We start from the raw sequence: 19,691 nt of genomic DNA, 5'->3' as shown, positions 1-19,691 counted from the left end.
GCCGCCGGGCCGCCGCCTGCCGACGGTCCGCCATGCGTGCCGGACGTGGGACCCGGCGGCGGCGCATCGCCGCCGGCCGCACCAGCCTTCTTCTTGCCCTTGCGCTTGTCGGACAGCGTCTCGAGCACGTAGTAGAACATCGGGATAAAGAACACCGCGATCGCGGTCGCGCCGAGCATCCCGCCGATCACGCCGGTACCGATCGAATGCCGGCTGTTGGCCGATGCGCCGGTGGCGATCGCAAGCGGCACGCAGCCGAGAATGAACGCGAGCGAGGTCATCACGATCGGCCGCAGACGCTCTTCCGCCGCGATCATCGTCGCATCGAAAACGGACTTGCCGCTCTGGCGGTTCAACACCGCGAACTCGAAGATCAGAATCGCATTCTTCGCGGCGAGCGCAACCAGCATCGTCAGGCCGATCTGGAAGTACACGTCGTTGTTGAGCCCGCGCAGCAGGATCGCGAGCAGCGCGCCGAACAGCGCGAACGGCACCGCCATCAGCACGCCGAACGGCAGGTTCCACTTCTCGTACTGTGCGGCAAGGATCAGGAACACCATCACGATGCCGAACGCGAACACGAGCCCCGAGGCGCCGCCCGCCTGCTTCGCTTCATACGCTTCACCGCTCCACGCGAGCGCGTAGCCCTGCGGCATCTGCGCGCCGATTTCCTCGAGCGCCTGAATCACCTGCCCTGAACTGTAGCCCGGCGCCGCATTGGTCGTGATCTTGACGGCCGGGTAGTTGTTAAAGCGCGTGATCAGGTCAGGACCGGTCACGTACTTGTAGGTGACGACGGATTTCAACGGCACCATTTCGTTGCTGCTGCTGCGTACGAACACCTGCGTGAGATCTTCGGGCTTCAGACGATAGGTCGGCTCGGCCTGCAGGATCACCTGCCACAGGCGGCTATTGCGATTGAACTGCGACACGTACAGCGAGCCGAACATCGTTTGCATCGCGCTATAGACCGCCTCGACGGGCACGCCAAGCGTCGTTGCCTTGTCACGGTCGACATTCACCAGCAATTGTTGCGACGATGCATTGAAGGTCGACGTGACGCCGGAAAGCTCAGGCCGTTGCTTCGCCTTCTCGACGAACTCGTCGACGATCGCCGCATACTGCGCCACTGACGCATCGCCGAGGCTCTGAATCCACACTTCCGTGCCGCCGGTCGTGCCGAGGCCTGGAATCGACGGCGGATTCAGCGGCACGATAATCCCCTCCTTCACCTGCGACAGCGCCTTGTACGCGTTGACGATCACCGCGCGCGCATTCTGCGTGCGGATGTTCGCCGACTTGTAGCGCTCATCGAAACTCTTGAAGCCGACGAAGAAGGTCGACGCATTGTTCTTCGTCTGGCTGTCGAGCAGGCTGTAGCCGTCGACGATGGTCACGCTGTCGACCGCAGGCTCCTTCATGAAATAGTCGGTCACGTGCTGCGACACGTCGCCGGTGCGATCGAGGCTCGCCGCATCGGGCATGATCACCGCGCCAAGCAGGTAGCCCTGGTCCTCGGGCGGCAGGAACGCGCCTGGAATCGTGCGCATCATCCAGACCGCGAGCGCGATCATGCCGAGAAAGATCAACAGGCCGATCGCGAAGCGTTTGATTATCAGTTGAACCGCGCGCGTGTAGCCGGCCGTCATCCGCGCGAACTGCCGGTCGAACCAGCGGAAGAAGCCGCGCTTTTCGCCGTGGCCGGGCTTGAGCAGCAGCGCGGCGAGCGCCGGCGACAGCGTCAACGCGACGAGTCCGGAGATCACCACCGAAATCGCAATCGTGATCGCGAACTGCTTGTACATCTGGCCGGTAATGCCGCTGATAAACGCCACCGGCACGAACACCGCGCACAGCACCAGCACGATCGCGACCACCGGGCCCGCCACTTCATCCATCGCCTGCTTGGCGGCGGTCTTCGGGTCGAGCTTGTGCACGGTCATGTTGCGCTCGACGTTTTCGATCACGACGATCGCATCGTCCACCACGATACCGATCGCGAGCACCATGCCGAACAGCGTGAGCATATTGATCGAGAAGCCGAGCGCGGCCATCCCCATGAACGTGCCGACGATCGACACCGGCACCGCGATCACCGGAATCAACGTCGCGCGCAGGTTCTGCAGGAACACGAACACGACGATCACCACCAGCACGACCGCCTCGAAGAACGTGTGGACCACATCCGAGATCGACGCGCGCGTGAACTCGGTCGTATCCATCGCAATCTTGTAGTCGATCCCTTCCGGGAAGGTCTTCTTCATCTCCTCGAGCGTCTTGCGCACCGCCTTCGACACGTCGAGCGCATTCGCCCCCGGCTGCTGATAAACCGCGATCACGGTGGCGGGCTTGCCCTGGAACTTGCTGCGGATCGAATAATCCTTCTGCCCGAGTTCCGCGCGGCCGATGTCTTTCAGACGCACGATCGCCGCGCCGCCGCTTTGCGCGCGGATGATGATGTTCTCGAACTCGGACGGCTCCGTGAGGCGCCCGGTGGTGGTGACCGCGAACGACTGTTCGACCGCGCCGCCGGTCGGCGACTGCCCGAGACGGCCGACCGCGTACTGCTGGTTCTGGTTGGCCACCGCGGTCTGCACGTCGGACGCGGTGATGCCCAGTTGCGCCATGCGGTCCGGCCGCAGCCAGATGCGCATCGCGTAATCCGGTGTGCCGAAGATGCTCGACTGGTTCGCGCCCGGGATACGCTTTAACGCGTCGAGCACATAGATGTTCGCGTAGTTCGCGATATAGGTGGAGTCGTAGCGCTCGGTCGGCGAATAGATCGCGATCACCATCATGAACGCTTGTGACTTCTTCTGTACCGACACGCCCTGCGCCTGCACGGACTGCGGCAATTGCGGCAGCGCGAGATTCACGCGGTTCTGCACGTCGACCTGCGCGAGCTCCGGGTTCGTGCCGATCTCGAAGTACGCGTTGATCGTCAGGTTGCCGGTCGACGAGCTCGACGAGCTCATGTAAATCATGTTGTCCGCGCCGTTGACCTGCTGCTCGATCGGCGCGGCGACATTGTTCGCGACCACGTCCGCGCTTGCGCCCGGATAAGTCGCGGTGACGGTGATCTGCGGCGGCGTGATGTCCGGATATTGCGCAATCGGCAGCGAGAGCATCGTGAGTGCGCCGCCGAGCGTGATGATGATCGAAATAACCGATGCGAAGATCGGGCGGTCGATGCAAAAGTGGGAGATGTTCATCGGCTCGGCTCGCTCACCTGATCACGCTGTCGGCTACGGTATTGCCCGCGCGCCTGTCTGCGCTGCTGCCCGCGCGGCGCTCTGCGTGATTACCCGCGCCGTCGTCCGCGCGCTGTTGCGCGAGCTGCAGCGCGTGCGGTGCGTCATGCAGCCCTTCATGCAGCCCTTCATGCAGCCTCTCGTGCGGCAACAGGCTTGCGCCCGCAGCCGACGCGGGCGCACTGGCCGCCGGTTTCTCCGCGGCGCCATCCGTCGGCGGGCCGGGCGTCGCCGTGCCCACGACCTTGACCTGCGAGTCCGCGGTCACGCGAATCGCACCGTCGACGATCACGCGTTCGCCGGTGCGCAAACCTTGCGTGATAAACCAGTCGTCGCCGTGCCAGTCGCCGACCTCGACCACCCGCTGACGCGGCTTCGACTCGTTATCGATCACCCACACGAAGTGGCTCTTCGAACCTTGCAGCACCGCGCGCTGCGGCACGAGGATCGCGTTCGGCCGCACCGCGCCGGACACGCGCGCACGCACGAACTGCCCGGGACGCAAGGTGCCCTGCGGATTGGCGAAGACCGCGCGCACGAGGAACGTGCCGGTTTCCGAACTGAACGCCGGGTTCGTGAAGTCGATACGGCCTTGCTCCGGATAGGTCGACCCATCGGCCTGGATCACCGTCACGTCGAACTTGTTTTCCGGCGGGAAGCGCAATTGACCTTTCGCGATCTGCTCGCGATAGCGCAGCAACTCGTTTTCGGAGATGCTGAAATTCACCCACATCGGATCGAGCTGATACACGTAGGTCAGCAGACCGCCCTGGGTCGGCGTCACGTAGCTGCCTTCCTGCTGACGCGCGAAGCTCGACAACCCGAGCAGCGGCGACTTGATGATCGTATAGCTCAGGTTGAGCTCGGCGGTCTGCACCTGCCCTTTGGCGGCGATCACCGCGGCTTCTGCTTCCTTCTCGTTGCCGACCGCGTCGTCGAGATCCTTCTTGCTCAACGCGTTTTGCGCGGCAAGCGGCACCACGCGCGCGAGATTCGCCTTGGTGACCGTGAGCCGCGCCTGCTGCTGCGCGAGCTCGCCTTTGGCCGTTTGCAGCGCGGCTTCGAACGGCTTGCGGTCCATGATGAACATGGTCTGCCCCGGTTTCACAAGCGAGCCTTCGGTGTACATCCGCTTGTCGAGGAAGCCTTCGACACGTGCGCGAATCTCGACTGCACGCGAGCTTTCCGTTTGCGCGGTGAAATCGAAATCGACTGGCGTCGCTTTCTGTTCGACCGTGACGATCGTGACGTCGACCGGCGGGCGCTGCGCTTCCGCCGGCGGCTTCTTGCAGCCGCCGAGCAGCAACACCGCAGCCGCAAGCGGCAGCCACCAGCGTGCGCGCCGGCCCCTCGTCACGGCGCGCGACAGCAACAGGTCGCGCTCAAACGATCGATTCATTCTGTTTGCTCCACCTGATCGTTACGCTCATTGAATCAGACACGGGATGTTCATTGAAATGGATTGGGCTGCGCCCGTTATGCCGTGCACGGGCGCGCCTCGACGCTTGCCGTCCCGCAGAGGGCAAGTCCGATGCTGTCAATATTGGAAGCGCACCCCTTCAAAGACAATTGGACCTTGGTCCAATAGCGCGGATGCGCGCAACGCCTGCGCTAGCGCGGCGCTTCGATTTTCAGCGCGGCGCACACGGTGCGAATAAAGAGCGCGTCGTTGAACGGCTTGCGCAGATACGCGACCGCGCCGGCCGCAAGCGCTTCGTCGCGCACGCCGGCGTCGTCATGCGCAGTGATGAAAATGACTGGCAAAGCATGCCCCGCCAGCCGTCGCTGGACCTCGAGTCCGTTCGAACCGGGCATCTGCACGTCGAGAATCACGCAGCCGGGGCGATACGAGGGCATGGACGACAAGGTGTCCAGGAATTCGTCGCCGCTCGCGAACGTGTCAGCCACGATCCCGACGGAGCGCAACAATCGTTTGATCGCCCGGCCCACCGATGCATCGTCGTCAACCACTACAACGAATGGTTTGGCAGTGCCCATTTGAATAGTCCGGTGACCGGCAACGCTTATGCAACAGTCTGCAAATGCGTTCCCAGCAATAGACTATGAGACGGCGCGCCGCTTTGATATTGGACCTTGGTCCCGTACAGCGAGTGGCGCAGATAGAGGCGTGATGAGAGGCACACGCGCCGGCGGCACGCGTCTCGTCTCGCCAGCACGATCACGCACTGCACGCCGCGGGTCTGCGCGTTCGCAGCGCCGTCAGTCGTGCCGGGGCTGTTCGAACGTGACGCCGGCTCGTGCGACCTTGTCCGCGATACGCACCAGTTCGGCCAGCGAATTCGCTTCCATCTTCTGCATCACGCGCGCGCGATGCGCCTTCACCGTTTTCTCCACGGTGCCGAGCTCGCAGGCCACCTGCTTGTTCAGGCGGCCCATTACGACGAGCTCCATGACTTCGCGCTCGCGCGGCGTCAGGCGCTCGACGCGGCTCTTCAATTCATGCAGCTCGCGCAGACGCAGCAATGCGTCCTCGGAACGCGAGAGTGCCTGATCGATCGCGCGCAACAGGTCGGCATCGCGCACCGGCTTGGTCAGAAAATCCGCGGCGCCGGCCTTCAGTGCGCCGACCGTCATCGCGATATCGCCATGGCCGGTCAGAAAAACGATCGGCAGCGATGCCGGCAGTTCGCGCTGCAATTCGAGGCCGCTCAGTTCGGGCATCTGCACGTCGAGCACGACGCAAGCGGGTCCATTGCCGTGCGCCGGATCCGCACCGGACGAGCGCGCCGCCATATGCGCGAGAAACTCGCGGGCGGCGCCGTAGGCGTCGACCCGATAGCCCGCCGAGTGGATCAGCCGTGAGAGCGCGCGGCGCACGGAAGACTCGTCGTCGACCACATACACGGTTGCGTTGCATTCGTTCGTCATCTTGATCATCGTGCCGTTTCCGGCCCGCTCCATGGCGGCAATACGACGTAGAACGTCATGCCCTTGTCGGTATTGTTTTCGGCCCACAGCCGGCCGCGATGCATCTCGACAATCGAACGGCTGATCGACAGCCCGAGGCCCAGGCCATGCGCCTTCGACGTGACGAATGGCCTGAAGATCCGCTCGAGATGATCCGCGGCGACGCCCGGTCCGCGATCGCGAATCGCCACCCGCACGTTGCCGTCGCGATCGAGTCCCGCGAACGCGATCACGACACGCTCGAGCGCATCGCAATCGCTCACGGCATCGAATGCGTTGATCAGCAGATTGAGCACGACCTGTTGCAACTGGATGCGGTCGCCGCACACGGACGGCAAATCGTCGTCGATATCCAGCGACAGATGCACGCCGCGCACGATCGCATCGCTATGCACGAGCTGCACGACATCGCGCAACACGCTGCCGGGATCGAGCCGCACGAGTTCCAGTTCGTCTTTCTTCACGAGCGCACGGATGCGGCGAATCACTTCGCTCGCGCGGCAGCTGTCGTCGACGATGTCCTTCAGGATTTCGCGGACCTCGTCGAGCTCGGCCGGATCGAGATCGATAAAACGCTGCGCGGCCTGCACGTTGCTGAGGATCGCGGTGAGCGGCTGGTTCAGCTCGTGCGCGAGCGACCCGGCCAGCTCGCCGAGCGTCGACACACGCGTCAGATGCGCGAGCTCCTGCCGGTCGCGCTTCAGCTCCTGGCGTTCGGTGTGGTCGGTCACGAAGGCAAGCGTCGCCACGCAGCCGCCATGGCGGAATTCGCGCGCCGCAACTTCGGCCGGAAACACGCTGCCGTCGCGGCGTTTCGCCCGGATCTCGCGGACGCGCGCGGCTTCGTGCGCACGCGGATGCGCTGCCAGGTGCAGCGCATCGGGATGCGCATGTGCCGCGCCCAGCAGATGCGGCACGAGCAGATCCGCAGACAGTCCGGCGAGATCGGACCGGCGATACTGGAACAGCCGCTCGGCCTGCGCGTTCGCGCGCATGATCCGCCCTTGCCGGTCCACGACGATTGCCGCGACCGGCGCGTCTTCGAGCGCCGCGAATGCGTCGGGCTCCTCCCGCTCATCGTTTGCCGCGTCGCGCCCGAGCAGCGCCCGCCACGCGCGCGCGAGCCGGCCGATGCGCGCGGTGGTACGCAACGCGTCGCCCGGCTGCCCTTTTCGCTTGAGCTCGGCAATTGACGAAACATGCAGAAGGGGCGCGGCCAGGTTGGACGCCATGTCTTGCGGCCGGTCGGGCTGCCAATCGGGCTGCCAGTCGGGCAGCGTGGCAAGAGAGGGGGCAAGGCGCACAGACCACGGCTGAGCGTGCCGCGGCGCGGCCCACGACGGGGCCAACCACCGCTTGAGACGCGCGGCGACCGCGCGCGCGACGGCAAAGATGGCGATGTTCATGGCTTACGTTCCTCGTCGACGCTCGCACAAGACAACCTGACTGGCCTGCCTGTCGACGACGCGTGATGCCGGCGGGAGCATGAGCCATGCAGTTGCCGGACGGCCGAGTGACGCGCGTCGATCGTTCGAAACACTGACGACTTCAACAACTTGTTCTGATTGCGCTTAACTTGGGAACGGGCTTTGATGGGACGTGCGGCAATGCAGCGCACATCACGGGAACGTTCGCTATCACAGCCAATGCGATAGCGCAGAGCATTTAATTCGATTTTCGATTGATTCAGGAAAAAATTGCAACTTAATGCTAGGCAGAAAGTACCCGTTAGTAAAGGGATTCTTCGGCCGAAACGGCAGACGATTACAAAGTTTTCCAGATGTGCGCGCGTTTTCACCTATCTCATGATTTTTGAATGTTGTTTATTGTTAAAGGCGATTCTATTTCATACAGAATTTTTAATTCCCTACGGAATAGGCGTGGTCAAAGATTCGCCCCGGGGCGCGCCACGCTATCGAGCAATTCGTTCAGTACTGCGATTTCCAGCGGCTTCACGAGGTGCGCATCGAAGCCCGCGGCAAGCGATTGTTCGCGGTCGCTTATCTGGCCGAAACCGGACATCGCCACGATGCGCGTGAGCGACAGCATCGGATTCGAGCGCAGCTCGCGCAACAGACCGAAGCCATCGACATTCGGCATCGCCAGATCGGTCAGCACGAGTTGCGGCAGGAAAGCCCTCGCCGTCGAGAGCGCGCTCTCGCCGTCATAGGCGACGCGCGCGTCATGTCCTTTCATCTCGAGCAGCACGGCAAGACTGTCCGCCGAATCGCGATTGTCATCGACGACCAGCACGCGCAGCGACGCGCGATTCGTGCGGACCAGCGCGGGCGGCGGCGCATCGTCGTGATCGTGGCCGGTGCCCGGCGCGAGCGGCAGCCGCACGGTAAAGGTGCTGCCCCGTCCGCGCCCGGCGCTCGCCGCCTGGATCGCGCCGCCGTGCAGGCCGACGAGCGAGCGGCACAGCGTGAGTCCGATGCCGAGGCCGGTGTCGGTCGGATTCTGCGCATGTCCCTCCTGCACGAACAGGTCGAAGATCGAATCGATCGCGCTGTCGGGAATGCCGCGCCCGTGGTCCTTCACGTGCACGACGATCGAGCGGCGCTCGCTGCCGACGTGAATCGAGATCTGCGTGCCGTTCGGCGAGAACTTCGACGCATTGTTCAACAGGTTCTGCAGAACCTGCACGAGCCGGGTCAGATCGCCGCGCACCACGAGCGGCGCAGCCGGCATCACCACCTTGATGGTCTGCCCGCGCGCGTCGGTAAACGGCCGCGCGGCCTCGACGCTGCGCGCGACGACGTCCTGCATCTCGACCAGCGCGAGGCGCAGCTCGATCTTGCCGGTCGTGATGCGTCCGATATCGAGCAGGTCTTCGACAAGGCGCGTCAGATGGCCGATCTGGCGATCGATCACGTCGCGGCACTGGCGCAGCAAAGGGTCTGTGTTCGGTGCGATCTGCATCGCGCTTACCGCGTTGCGCACCGGTGCAAGCGGGTTGCGCAATTCGTGCGCGAGCGTCGCGAGAAACTCGCTCATGCGACGGCTCGATACCTCCAGTTCCTCGAGCCGCTTGCGTTCGCTCATATCGCGCGTGACCTTCGCAAAACCCAGCAGATGGCCGGTGCTGTCGCGCACCGCGGTAATCACCACGTTCGCCCAGAACATCGAGCCGTCCTTGCGCACGCGCCAGCCCTCGTCTTCGATACGGCCAAACTTCGCGGCAATCTCCAGCTCGCGCTGCGGCTTCTGCGCGGCGTTGTCATCGGCGCTGTAAAAGGTCGAGATCGGGCGACCGATGATTTCCTCGCGCAGATAGCCTTTGATCTGCATGGCGCCCGCGTTCCAGGTGGCCACGTTGCCGTCCGGGTCCAGCATGAAGATCGCGTAGTCCTTGACCGATTCGACCATCAGACGGAAGCGCTCTTCGCTTTGCCGCAGCTTTTCTTCCTCCGCGCGCCGCGCGGTCAGATCGCGGGTGACCTTCGCGAAGCCGCGCACCCGCCCGTCCGCGCCGCGCAACGCGGTGATCACGACATTCGCCCAGAATTGGGTGCCGTCCTTGCGGATGCGCCAGCCTTCGTCTTCGACCCGGCCGTACTGTTCGGCCAGCGCCAGCTCGCGTTCCGGCTTGGCCGCGGCCCTGTCCTCTGCCGAATAAAACGTCGAGAAGTGACGCCCGATAATCTCGTCGGGCCGGTAGCCCTTGATATGCTGCGCGCCGGCATTCCAGCTCATCACGTGGCCCGTGCGATCGAGCATGAAAATCGCATAGTCCTGGATGTCCTGGACGATCTGCGCGAAACGTTCCGAGCCGGCGTCGATCAGTTGCGGGTCGCCATCCGACGCACGGTGACGCGCCGTGAACAGGCAGTTGAAGCCGGCCAGCGCCCCGCCGGCGTCTCGCACCGCGCTGAGCGACATGCCGGTATGCACCGGCTTGCCGTCGCTGCCCCGCAAGCGGCGCTCGCCCTCGACGCGCCCCTGGTAGGCCGCCGCCTTCAGGTCCTGCCCGGCGAGCACGTCCGCGGCAAGGCCGCCCTGCGCCGCGGCGCCCGCGTACAGGAACGACAGCGGCTGCCCGAGCGCCGCCGCGCGCGTATGACCGGTCAGCCGCGCCGCGGCGACGTTCCAGCCCAGCACGATGCCCGCGCGGTCAAGCACCGCCAGCGCACAGTGATCGTTGGCTTCGACTAGCGTTCTGAACGATGCGTCAGCGTCATTCGATGGCATCTGGCCTGACGACGCACGAGAGACGTCGCCAGCGACGATCACTGCGGTTTTCCGGTCGCGGGTTGTCATGAGTCGCTGAAATCTAAATATCGGAGGAAAGCAAACGACGCATATCTTATGCTCGTTCTGGTTATAGACGGCATCGTGAGATTCACCCATTACGTGATCAAGTAAAAGCAGAATGCGTACCCGATCGTCAATAAGCGAAAATGCGCAGCAGGAATTTACCGAAGGAAAATCCGCCTTTTCGCATAGACACGAACCTGCCCGTTCACTCAGACTTTGCGTTTCGTCCCGACTGCGCGTCCGCCTCGCCGCCGCCGGAGCGACAACCCAACTTCAGATTGCGCCGCGATGAAAGAGAACGCCGCCCCTTCCACGTTGCCCGACGCGATGGTCCCGCGCTTCTGGCGCGACGACACGCTGCCGTTCGTCGAGGCGCGCGCCGTGCACGACGGCCGCAACGTCTGCTACGCGAAACATACGCACGACGTGTTTTCGATCGGGGTCGTCACCGAGGGGCGCTGCACGTATATCAACGAGCGGCTGCGCGAACGCATCGGGGTGGGCAGCGTGGTGGTGATCAATCCTGGCGACGTGCATGCGTGCAATCCGCTCGACCGCGAGGCGTGGTCATACCGCATGCTGTATGTGGACGTGCCGTGGCTCGCCGAGTTGCAGCGTCAACTGGGCGTGACGCGCGACGCTCAGTTTCGCGTGTTTTCGACCGCGCTGAGCACGCGCCGCGAGCTGTATGGCGGCTTCAACCTGCTGCACGCGCTGCTGACGAGCCACACGGTCGACCCGCTGCGCAAGCACTGCGCGCTGCTGACCTTCTTTGGCGAAGTACAGCGATGGCTCAATCCAGCGCCGCAGCCATGTAGCGAACACAATCACAAGCTCGCGCGCGCCGCCGAATATATCCGCGAAAACTGCACGCATGCGCTCAAGCTCGACGAGATTTGCGCGGCCGCGGAACTGTCCGCGTCCTATCTGATTCGTGCGTTCAAACGCTGCTACGGCATGACGCCGCACACCTATCTGATCGACCGCCGTGTCGACTACTGCCGCGTGCAACTCAGACGCGGGCGAACCATCGCCGAGGTTGCGATCGAGGCGGGGTTCTCGGATCAGGCGCATTTGCAGCGCGTGTTCCGGCAGTTCATGGCGGCCACGCCGGGGCAATACCGGCGGCGCGCCTGAACGCTGAACCCTGAATCAACGCCCCACGCGGCGTCGCGCCGCGCGCGTCAGATCGCCTGATGGGCGAGCTGCGAGTACGCGAGGTACCCCGCGGTTGCGATCAGCATGCCGCCCATCGTCAGATTGAACACGCGCATGCGCAGCCGGGTTTTGAGCAGCACGGCCACGCGCTCGCCCAATACGGCCCACGCCGCCAGCGACAGGTAACAGATCAGAAAGTACACCGCGATAAACGCGATCAGCGTCGCGTGGGTGTCCGGGCTCGAGAACAGTGCCGCCCCCGACGCGCACGCGATCCACGCCTTCGGATTCAGCCATTGCAGCAGGAAGCCCTCGACGAAGGTGGGCGTGCGCGCTTTTTCGACGGTGATTTCCGGCGACGCGGACGCGATCTTGTACCCGACGTACACGATCAACGCCGCGCCGACCAGTTCCAGATACATCAGAAAGACCGGATACGCACGGACCAGCTTCAGCAGCCAGAAGCCGACGACCACCAGCAGCAGCGTAAAGCCGATCGTCGCGCCGGACACAAACGGAATCGTGCGCCGGAAGCCATGATTGGCGCCTGACGACACGATCACCATGTTCACCGGTCCCGGCGAAATCGACATCGTCAGTGAAAAGACACACATTGCGATAAACAACGCCATTCAGTCTTGCTCCTCAGGTTCGCGTATGCCGGACGTGACCGCGCGGGTCGTCCACATGGTTGGTCCGCGCGGTTGATCCGCGTGGTTGGTCCAATCTGGCAGTTCAAAGATCGTTCAGCGACAGGTCGGCGAAGTAGTCGATGTCGAACGGGTTCATCACATATCCGCTGACCCTCGCGCTCAACAGGCGAAACACCGTCGCATGCGCGAGCGGCACAATCGGTTCGTCATCCGCCAGCATCGCGAGCGCGCGGCCGTACAGACGGCTGCGCACCTGGATGTCCGATGTCGCGCGCGCCTCGGTGATCAGCGCATTGAAATCGCGCCTGCAGTAACGCGCATTGTTCGAACCGCGCGTCACCGCATCGCAGCTGAAGAGCGTGTACAGAAAATTGTCGGGATCGCCGTTATCGCCTGACCAGCCCAACTGAGCCATATCGTGCTCGCCGCGCCGGATTTTGTTCAGATAGGTCGGCCAGTCGTAAGTGACGAGATCGACCTTGATGCCGACGCGCGCGAGATCGGCCTGCATCATCTCGCCCATCGTGCGGCCGTTCGGGTTGTACGGGCGGCTCACCGGCAAGGTCCACAGCGTCGTGCTGAAACCCGTCTTGTAGCCCGCCTCGGCAAGCAGCTCGCGCGCCTTCGCGGGGTCGTACGGATAGGTGCGCACCTGGTCCGTGTACGACCATAGCGACGGCGGATACGGATTGATGGCCGGTTTGGCATTGCCGTCGAAGATCGCGTCGATATACGCCTGCCGGTTCAATGCATGCGCGACCGCACGACGCACCAGCACATGATTGAACGGCGGCTTTTCGACATTCATCGCGAGATAACCGATGTTCAGGCCGTCCTGCGCCTGCAGCACCAGTCCTTTCTGCGTACGGAGCGCCGGCAAGTCCGCCGGCGGCGGCGCGACCGAGATCTGACATTCGCCGCGCAGCACCTTCTGCATCCGCACGCTCGCGTTGGGCGTGATGGCGAACACAAGATGGGCGATGGCCGGTTTGCCGCGCCAGTACTGCGGATGGGCATCGTAGCGGATCACACTGTCCTTCAGGTAGCTGCGAAACGCATACGGGCCCGTGCCGATCGGCTCGCTGTCGAGGTCTTCCGGCCTTCCCTGCGCAAGCAGCTGCGCTCCGTATTCGGCTGACAGGATCGACATGAACGGCATCGCGAGATCCGCGAGGAACGGCGCGTCGGGCCTCGACAGGACAATGCGCACCGTGTACGCATCGACACGCGCGGCCGACACGATCAGTTGGTCCATGCCCATACCCTGGAAGTACTGATAGTTTCCGCCACCGACGCGATGGTAGGGATGATCGATCTTCCATTGGCGATTCAACGAGAACAACACGTCGTCCGCGTTGAAATCGCGGCCCGGTGTGAAAAACGCGGTCCGGTGAAACTTCACGCCGCGCCGCAGGTGGAACACGTAGGTTTTCTGGTCGGCGGAAATCGACCAGCGCTCGGCGAGAGCAGGCACCACTTCCGTGGTGCCCGGGCGGAAGTCGACGAGTCGATCGTAGATGGTCGTCGCCGTCGCGTTACGCGCGGTGCCCGACAGCATCCGCTGCGGATTCAGCGACTCGGGACTGCCCTCCGAGCAATAGACGAGCGTATCGGCCGGCGACGCGTGCGCCGTGCCGCCGCCGATCATGCCGGCGAGCACGCCCAGCAAACACGCGGTGCGACGCACCCGCCCACGTAGCAGCGCTACCCTTGCCGTCACGACCATAGGCCGAGGCTCCCGTCCGGTTTGAGCCCGATAAACGACGTCTGCGAAATGCGCTCGCCGTCGGGCGTGCCGAAAATCTCGTGGAAATTCTGCGTGTTGAAGATGATCAGATCGCCGACCGCCGGCATCACGCGCAAGCGGTCATCACGTTCCAGCACGTCGTACGGAAAGTAGTATTCGCCCGGCACTTTGCGACGCTCGTTGTGCGGCGTGTGAATCGTGTCGTAGATCACCAGTTCGCCGCCGTGGCCTTGCATGCAGTAGTAGAGGTTCCAGGTCAGTTGCCGGCGAATTTGCGTCACCGCCCACGGCTGCCGGATATGGCTTGGCGCATGATCGACATGCAGACGGCCGTGGCCGCGAAAACGCCTGAACGCGCCGGCGAAGTACTTGCCGAAGCCCGGCTCCTCGAAGACATCCGCTTCGCGATTCGCGCGCGCGGCGAGCGCCTGCGCGACCATGCGCACCGGATCGATGCCGAGGCCTTCATACACGCGGTCGATTTCCGTCTGTGCTGCGCGTGTCTTGCCGAAGTACACCGACTTTTCGTCGTGCGCCCACTGGTTGTGACACACGCCAACGTGATGCACGGGAATCTCGTTCAGGTGCGCGTAGTGACCGAATGCCATCTCGCGCAGGCGCGCCGCGACTTGCGTGCAGACATCGAGCGGCAGGAAGCGCTCGACGATGATTCCCGGAATCCGGAAGTCCAGCAGCAAATCCAGATTTGACTCGGTCAATTCGCATAGCTGCGAGCGAATCCAATTGCCCATCTGTTTCTCCGTGGGTTGCGGCGCGCTCAGACCACGCGCGCCGATTGCCGGTGACCCGCTGCGATGAAGACGACCACCGTCAGATAAAGCATCATCAACACGCTGACCACCTCGACGAAGCGGTCGGTGAAACGGTCGACCAGTGCGCCGACCAGCGCTGCCTGCACGCTCGCGAGCAGGCAGCCGAGTGCGAACGACATGCCGAATATCGAACCGAGGCGGCCGTGCGGCGCGAGCGCGACCATGCCGCTGTAGCCCATCATCCATAGGAACTCGAACACGACGATCATCGCGAGAAAAAGCGCCGCGCTGACAGCGGGACTCACGCCGACCGCGGTGCCGATATAGAGCAGCGCGGCAAGCGCCGACAAGGTGAGCGCGAGGCGTCGCACCTTCACGAACGGTTGTTCGAAGAGCCGCGTTTCTCTGCAGAAGAACGAGAAACCGGCCGAGCCGATCACGATGCCCACGCTCGCGAGCACGTACGACATCGACACGGCCGCCGGACCGAGGCCGAAGCGCTGAACCGGGAAGATCGGCTGCAACACGCTATACGTGCCCTGGAAGAATGTCGCGGTCAGCGGCGGCAGCAGCGCGCATACGAGCAGTCGCCGGTCGCCCGCCAGCGCGTCGCGGTATTCGGCGAGGCGCGCGCGCAGCGGGTTGTGCGCACGGCGTGCCGCGGCGGCCGGCGTCTCGATGCAACGCGTGAACCACACAAGTGCGGCGGCGGCGACGAAAGTCAGCGCATCGAGCAGCGCGATTGCGCGAACCTCGAGCCGGTCGGCCACGGCCACGCTGGCGATGGCGGCAAGGCCGATGCCACAGTGGTAGCCCGATTGCAGAAACGACGCATAGTGGGTCGCTTTGGCGCGTGGAAACAGCACGCGCGCGGCGACCGTCTTGTTGATCCGGTTCACCTGGTCCACAAGGCCGCGCACGAGCAGGATCACGATGATCGGCCAGTAGCCGGCGGCATCGGGAACGAATGCAACGGGTACGGTCAGCGCGGCCGAGATCAGTTCGAGCCGGTACCAGCGTGAACGCGGATCGGCGCCGTCCTCCCAGTCGCTGCGCAACAGCACCACCAGCATCGCCGGCAGCCATTGCAGCGACACGAAGACGGAGGTCATCAGGCCGGAGCCGGTCTTCGCATAGATGGAAACGGCCAGCAAGATATGCAGCAGCACCGACCCGGCCGATGACACGGTGAACGCCGCGGTACTGAGCAGCAGATTGACTCGGGCTCGATCAGGCTGGATCATCGCGCCGCACCTTTATGCAATCGTCGTTTGCGCCGCGATGAAATCGACGGCCCGCGCGGCGTTGCGTTTGGCCTCCTGCCGGTCGTGCCCGGTACACATCACCTGTGCGATCCAGCTGAAGTTGGAGTTCACGTCGGCGACCCGATCGCCGGGTTCGCAGTGCAGCCAGACTTCATGCACGCCGGGCTGCGCGCGGATTGCATCGAGTGTCGGCAGCGCGATCAGCGTGCCGCTCATGTGGCTCACGAGGCACTTCCACGCAGCGCCGCGCTGCGGGTGGTACAGGCGGTGACCGGTCGAGCGGGAATCGGCGTCAGCAGTAGCGCCGGCCGTGCTCGCGCTCGTGCCTGCGGCACACTGCAGCGTGCCGAGGCACAGTTCGATGCAGTCGCCGACGATCGAGCGCGAGGTCGCCAGATCCAGCATCAGCGCATGGCCACTGCCGCCGACGCGTGTATTGACCTCGACCAGATGCGGTCCGTCGCGCGTCACGATAATCTCGACATGGCTTGCGCCGAAGTCGTAGCCGATCGCATCGAGCGCTGCGCAGGCCTTGCGCTCGACGGCTTCGCGATGCGCGTCGACCAGCGGGAACGACGCGCCGATTTCAACCGCCGCGTTGATCACGTCGCGATCCGCGATACCGACGATCTGATGCTGGCCCGCGCCCGTGGTCAGAATTTCGACGCTGACGAGTTCGCCGCTCAGATAGTCTTCGACGACGAAGGCCGGCGAAATCCAGTCTTCGGTAATCCGCCGCATCGACTGCACCACGGCGGGAACCTCCGACCGGTCGCGGCACAGCATTGCGCCGATACTCGAATGACCTTGCACCGGCTTCACAAAGCAGGGGAAGTCGAGCGTCTCATCGGCTGCGGACAGCAACGCGGGCAGCAATTCGATGCTATCGATCCTTCTGCATTTGACGCTGTCCGCGCCCTTTGCCAGCAGCGTCCGGCGGAAGCGGTATTTGTCCTGCGCGAGTTCGATCGCCTCGGGATTGGCGCCGCGCAAACCGAACTCGCGGCACAAACGCGCGGCAATATGCGTGCGTATTTCCGCGAAAGTCAGCAGCGCGTCGATCGAAGCAAGCGCTTTTCTGAGCGCCCGCGCAACCTGGTCGAAATCGTTTGAATTCGACACATGGATGACCTTGTCGACCAGATCGAGCCTCGCGAGCGATGACGCGGGAAACCATTTGCGAAAGCGCTCGAAATTGTCGGTGACGAGGACGGACCGGTATCCGTTCTGCCGGCAATAAGCGATCGCATCCAGACCGCTGAAATTCGTTTCAATGAAGACGACAGTTTTCATGCGCACGCCTTGTTGTGTTGGTGCAGGAACGCATGCATCACGTGTGCGTGCGGGAACCGGATTCGAGCGTGATCAGACAGGCGCACTGATCCCAGAAGCGGCGCCAATAGTCGACGCCCTGGTCGAACGATTGTTTGAATGCGGCGCGCTCGGCGGGCGTATTGCAGAACCGCAGAAAGTTGGCGACCGAGTGTCGGATATGTTCCGACTCGTCGAGGCGATGGACCTTGAAGAACGCGGAGTCCGAAAGCGCCGCTGCGCAATCATCGCTGTAGCACAACCCATCGAATAGCATTTCGATGTTCTCTTCGGCGATGATTTCGAAACTCAGCAGCAAACCGATAATGCCGGCCTCGCTATCGGTATGCGCGAGCGTCGCGTCGAGCACCTGAATGACTTCGCGAATGGATGAGCCGGAGTGCCTCGGCGCGACCTTCAGGCCGATGGTCTCGATCGCCTTCAGGAAAAGCTGCGAGTGAATGAACTCCTTGTTGCGACCGCCCAATTCGTCGTAGGCGATCTGAATCAGATGATGCTGCCGCTCCGGGTCGCCGGTCTGGGCGACTGCGCGCGTCAGGAAGGTCGGCACATAGCGCGTGAAATCGTACCAGGCCGTGGCCAGCGCCTGCGCGGCGACCGGCGAGCGCTGGCTTTGCAAGGCCGCCTTGATGTTGGCGAAGACGTTGCGCTTGTGCGCCTCGCTGGCGAAATGCCGCGTCCAGAAGATCACCTCGGGATGATCGTATCCATATTCCATTTCCGGAATCAGGTAGCGACGCGCTTCTACAGCATGCTGCCTTGATGAGAATTCCTGTTGACTCATGCTGACCTTCCCTCGTTTGGGTCCTGCACCAGCCAATCCGCGCGTGGCGGACCAGAACCTCGAACAGGGTGTGTTGCCTCACTGCCCGGTCCGCCGGATGGCCGAATGAAGACGTTGTTGCCTTGCGGCGCGCTTTGTGTCGATCGGATCCGGATCGGATCGGGACACGGGCGAGAGGTTATATAGCGGCGGTGGGGATGTATTGAAGAAAATTACCCAGGGGCGGGAGGGCCGCCAGATCAATGCATGCGACGCATGCTCGCGTTGCGTTCGCATGCGTGCCGGAAGATTTAAAAGATGAATTTGGATATTTCTATGAAATCCTAATTTTTTATTTTACAAATGAGATTATGAGTAACGTTGAAGCCACGATAATGGATATTTCCTATCGTCATGTCGAATGACTCGATCGGAGTACCTATTTTTTTGCTTACGCCGATTGCTATTCTTTTTGTCATGGTTCAAACTGCATGTGTAGCGGCGTTGCGATTTAAATATGCCCGGGCAGCCTGCGAATAATTGGCGCCTGCAATCGTAAGCGTACTAGGGGTACGCCAGGTCCGGGTATCGCACTATCCGATAGCCTCCTTTCTTGGGAGGCTATTTTTTTCTCTGAGCCTATGGGCGTGACGATCTATCTCGATGAAAGTGGATGTCTTGGCTGGAAGCTGACCGAACCGCATCTTCACGGCGGGTCGAGCCAATACTTCACACTGGCTGCAACCGTCATTCCAGACGGCCGGGAGCCCGTACTCAATCGAGTCGTTCGCGGTCTTTACAAAAAGCGGGGCCGCGCGGCGAAAAATGAGTTGAAGTCCATCGCGCTATCAAGCGGCGAACGTGAACGTTTTGCGCTGGGATTGCGCGAGATGCGCATGAAGCATCAAGACATACGTTTCATGGCCATTACCGTGCAGAAGAAGAATGTGAACGGTGCATTCCGGCGCAATCCGAATGGCCTATACAACTACATGTCGAAGTGCCTCCTGCTCGACCTCATGTGCAAGCATGAGTCGGTCTGCCTGATTCCGGACAAGAGGTCAATGAAGGTCGAATTCACGCACGGGCTTCAGCAGTACCTTTCCACCGAACTCGCATCGATCAGCGACACGACGCTGCAGACCACACCATGGGAAAGCAAGGATTGCCTGTCGCTGCAATTCGTCGACGTTCTCGCCGGCATCGTGTGGGCGCACCACGAGCATGGGAATGGTTCGGCGTATCGGCTGGCGGCGCCTTATCTGGCTGAAAAGCGTCTGTTCTTCGATAACACGGTGAAGAACAAGCAGGCGGCGGAACTGTGTTGAAGTGAACCAGGTTGGCAGAGAGAGCGGCGCTTGACTGCGCCCCATGCGGAGGAGCGGACTGAATTCGCTACAAATGAAAAACGGGCCGTGGGGCCAAATGCCGTTCAGTTAAGCGACTGAACGGCATTTTTGTTTGACGCGAAGCTGTTGTAAACGAGCGGCGGCGATGTTACCGACGACGGGCATTCGTGGATCGTGCTTGCGGATGCATCGGGCCGGTTGCGCGTCGAGTCGCC

Annotated in this window: 14 protein-coding genes; 2 read left to right on the top strand and 12 right to left on the bottom strand. The window is 62.8% G+C overall.

The features are described from left to right. From HV675_RS20250 to HV675_RS20225, 6 genes are all read right to left on the bottom strand, one after another. Positions 1 to 3,212, bottom strand: a 3,212-nt coding sequence (locus HV675_RS20250) for an efflux RND transporter permease subunit (protein WP_175112892.1), incomplete at its 3' end; no start/stop codon positions are given. Between the two features lie 13 nt (positions 3,213 to 3,225). Next, on the bottom strand, positions 3,226 to 4,650 hold the full coding sequence (locus tag HV675_RS20245) for an efflux RND transporter periplasmic adaptor subunit (RefSeq protein WP_246270418.1): 1,425 nt from the start codon (positions 4,648 to 4,650) through the stop codon (positions 3,226 to 3,228). Between the two features lie 212 nt (positions 4,651 to 4,862). Next, on the bottom strand, positions 4,863 to 5,249 hold the full coding sequence (locus HV675_RS20240) for a response regulator transcription factor (protein WP_175112891.1): 387 nt from the start codon (positions 5,247 to 5,249) through the stop codon (positions 4,863 to 4,865). A gap of 222 nt (positions 5,250 to 5,471) precedes the next feature. Next, positions 5,472 to 6,149, bottom strand: coding sequence for a response regulator transcription factor (locus tag HV675_RS20235; RefSeq protein WP_377700528.1), 678 nt, complete (start codon positions 6,147 to 6,149; stop codon positions 5,472 to 5,474). Next, a complete protein-coding gene (locus HV675_RS20230) occupies positions 6,146 to 7,585 on the bottom strand; it encodes a two-component system sensor histidine kinase NtrB (RefSeq protein ID WP_246270417.1) in 1,440 nt (479 codons plus the stop codon). Before HV675_RS20230 ends, HV675_RS20235 begins: the two co-directional genes overlap by 4 nt. 478 nt (positions 7,586 to 8,063) lie before the next feature. After that, positions 8,064 to 10,370, bottom strand: coding sequence for a PAS domain-containing hybrid sensor histidine kinase/response regulator (locus HV675_RS20225; protein ID WP_246270416.1), 2,307 nt, complete (start codon positions 10,368 to 10,370; stop codon positions 8,064 to 8,066). 354 nt (positions 10,371 to 10,724) lie between these two features. On the opposite strand from HV675_RS20225, the gene HV675_RS20220 reads away from it, so the two are divergent. Beyond that, entirely contained in the window at positions 10,725 to 11,573 is an 849-nt protein-coding gene (locus HV675_RS20220; RefSeq protein ID WP_175112890.1) for an AraC family transcriptional regulator, read from the top strand. 47 nt (positions 11,574 to 11,620) lie between these two features. On the opposite strand, the gene HV675_RS20215 is transcribed toward HV675_RS20220, so the two are convergent. From HV675_RS20215 to HV675_RS20190, 6 genes are all read right to left on the bottom strand, one after another. Next, positions 11,621 to 12,226: a LysE family translocator gene (locus tag HV675_RS20215; RefSeq protein ID WP_175112889.1), complete on the bottom strand. Its 606-nt coding sequence runs from the start codon at positions 12,224 to 12,226 to the stop codon at positions 11,621 to 11,623. A gap of 103 nt (positions 12,227 to 12,329) precedes the next feature. Then, complete coding sequence (locus HV675_RS20210; RefSeq protein WP_175112888.1) at positions 12,330 to 13,973, bottom strand: ABC transporter substrate-binding protein; 1,644 nt, start codon at positions 13,971 to 13,973, stop codon at positions 12,330 to 12,332. Then, positions 13,964 to 14,746: a 2OG-Fe(II)-dependent halogenase WelO5 family protein gene (locus HV675_RS20205; RefSeq protein ID WP_175112887.1), complete on the bottom strand. Its 783-nt coding sequence runs from the start codon at positions 14,744 to 14,746 to the stop codon at positions 13,964 to 13,966. Before HV675_RS20205 ends, HV675_RS20210 begins: the two co-directional genes overlap by 10 nt. 26 nt (positions 14,747 to 14,772) lie before the next feature. After that, positions 14,773 to 16,011 (bottom strand): MFS transporter, encoded by a 1,239-nt coding sequence (locus tag HV675_RS20200; protein ID WP_175112886.1) that lies wholly within the window; start codon positions 16,009 to 16,011, stop codon positions 14,773 to 14,775. 12 nt (positions 16,012 to 16,023) lie between these two features. Next, positions 16,024 to 17,325: an ATP-grasp domain-containing protein gene (locus tag HV675_RS20195; RefSeq protein WP_175112885.1), complete on the bottom strand. Its 1,302-nt coding sequence runs from the start codon at positions 17,323 to 17,325 to the stop codon at positions 16,024 to 16,026. A gap of 37 nt (positions 17,326 to 17,362) precedes the next feature. Beyond that, positions 17,363 to 18,148 carry an iron-containing redox enzyme family protein gene (locus HV675_RS20190; protein ID WP_175112884.1) on the bottom strand — a complete coding sequence of 262 codons (786 nt, stop codon included), beginning with the start codon at positions 18,146 to 18,148 and terminating at the stop codon, positions 17,363 to 17,365. 626 nt (positions 18,149 to 18,774) lie between these two features. Between HV675_RS20190 and HV675_RS20185 the strand changes: the two genes are divergently transcribed. Beyond that, positions 18,775 to 19,455, top strand: a complete 681-nt coding sequence (locus HV675_RS20185) for a DUF3800 domain-containing protein (protein ID WP_175112883.1) — start codon at positions 18,775 to 18,777, stop codon at positions 19,453 to 19,455. The last annotated feature ends 236 nt before the right edge of the window (positions 19,456 to 19,691 follow it).

The sequence above is a fragment of the Paraburkholderia solisilvae genome, from assembly GCF_902859875.1.
GTDB classification, from domain to species: Bacteria; Pseudomonadota; Gammaproteobacteria; order Burkholderiales; family Burkholderiaceae; genus Paraburkholderia; species Paraburkholderia solisilvae.
The sequence above is the reverse complement of the archived record's forward strand: the minus strand, read 5'-3'. Positions and strand labels throughout refer to the sequence as shown.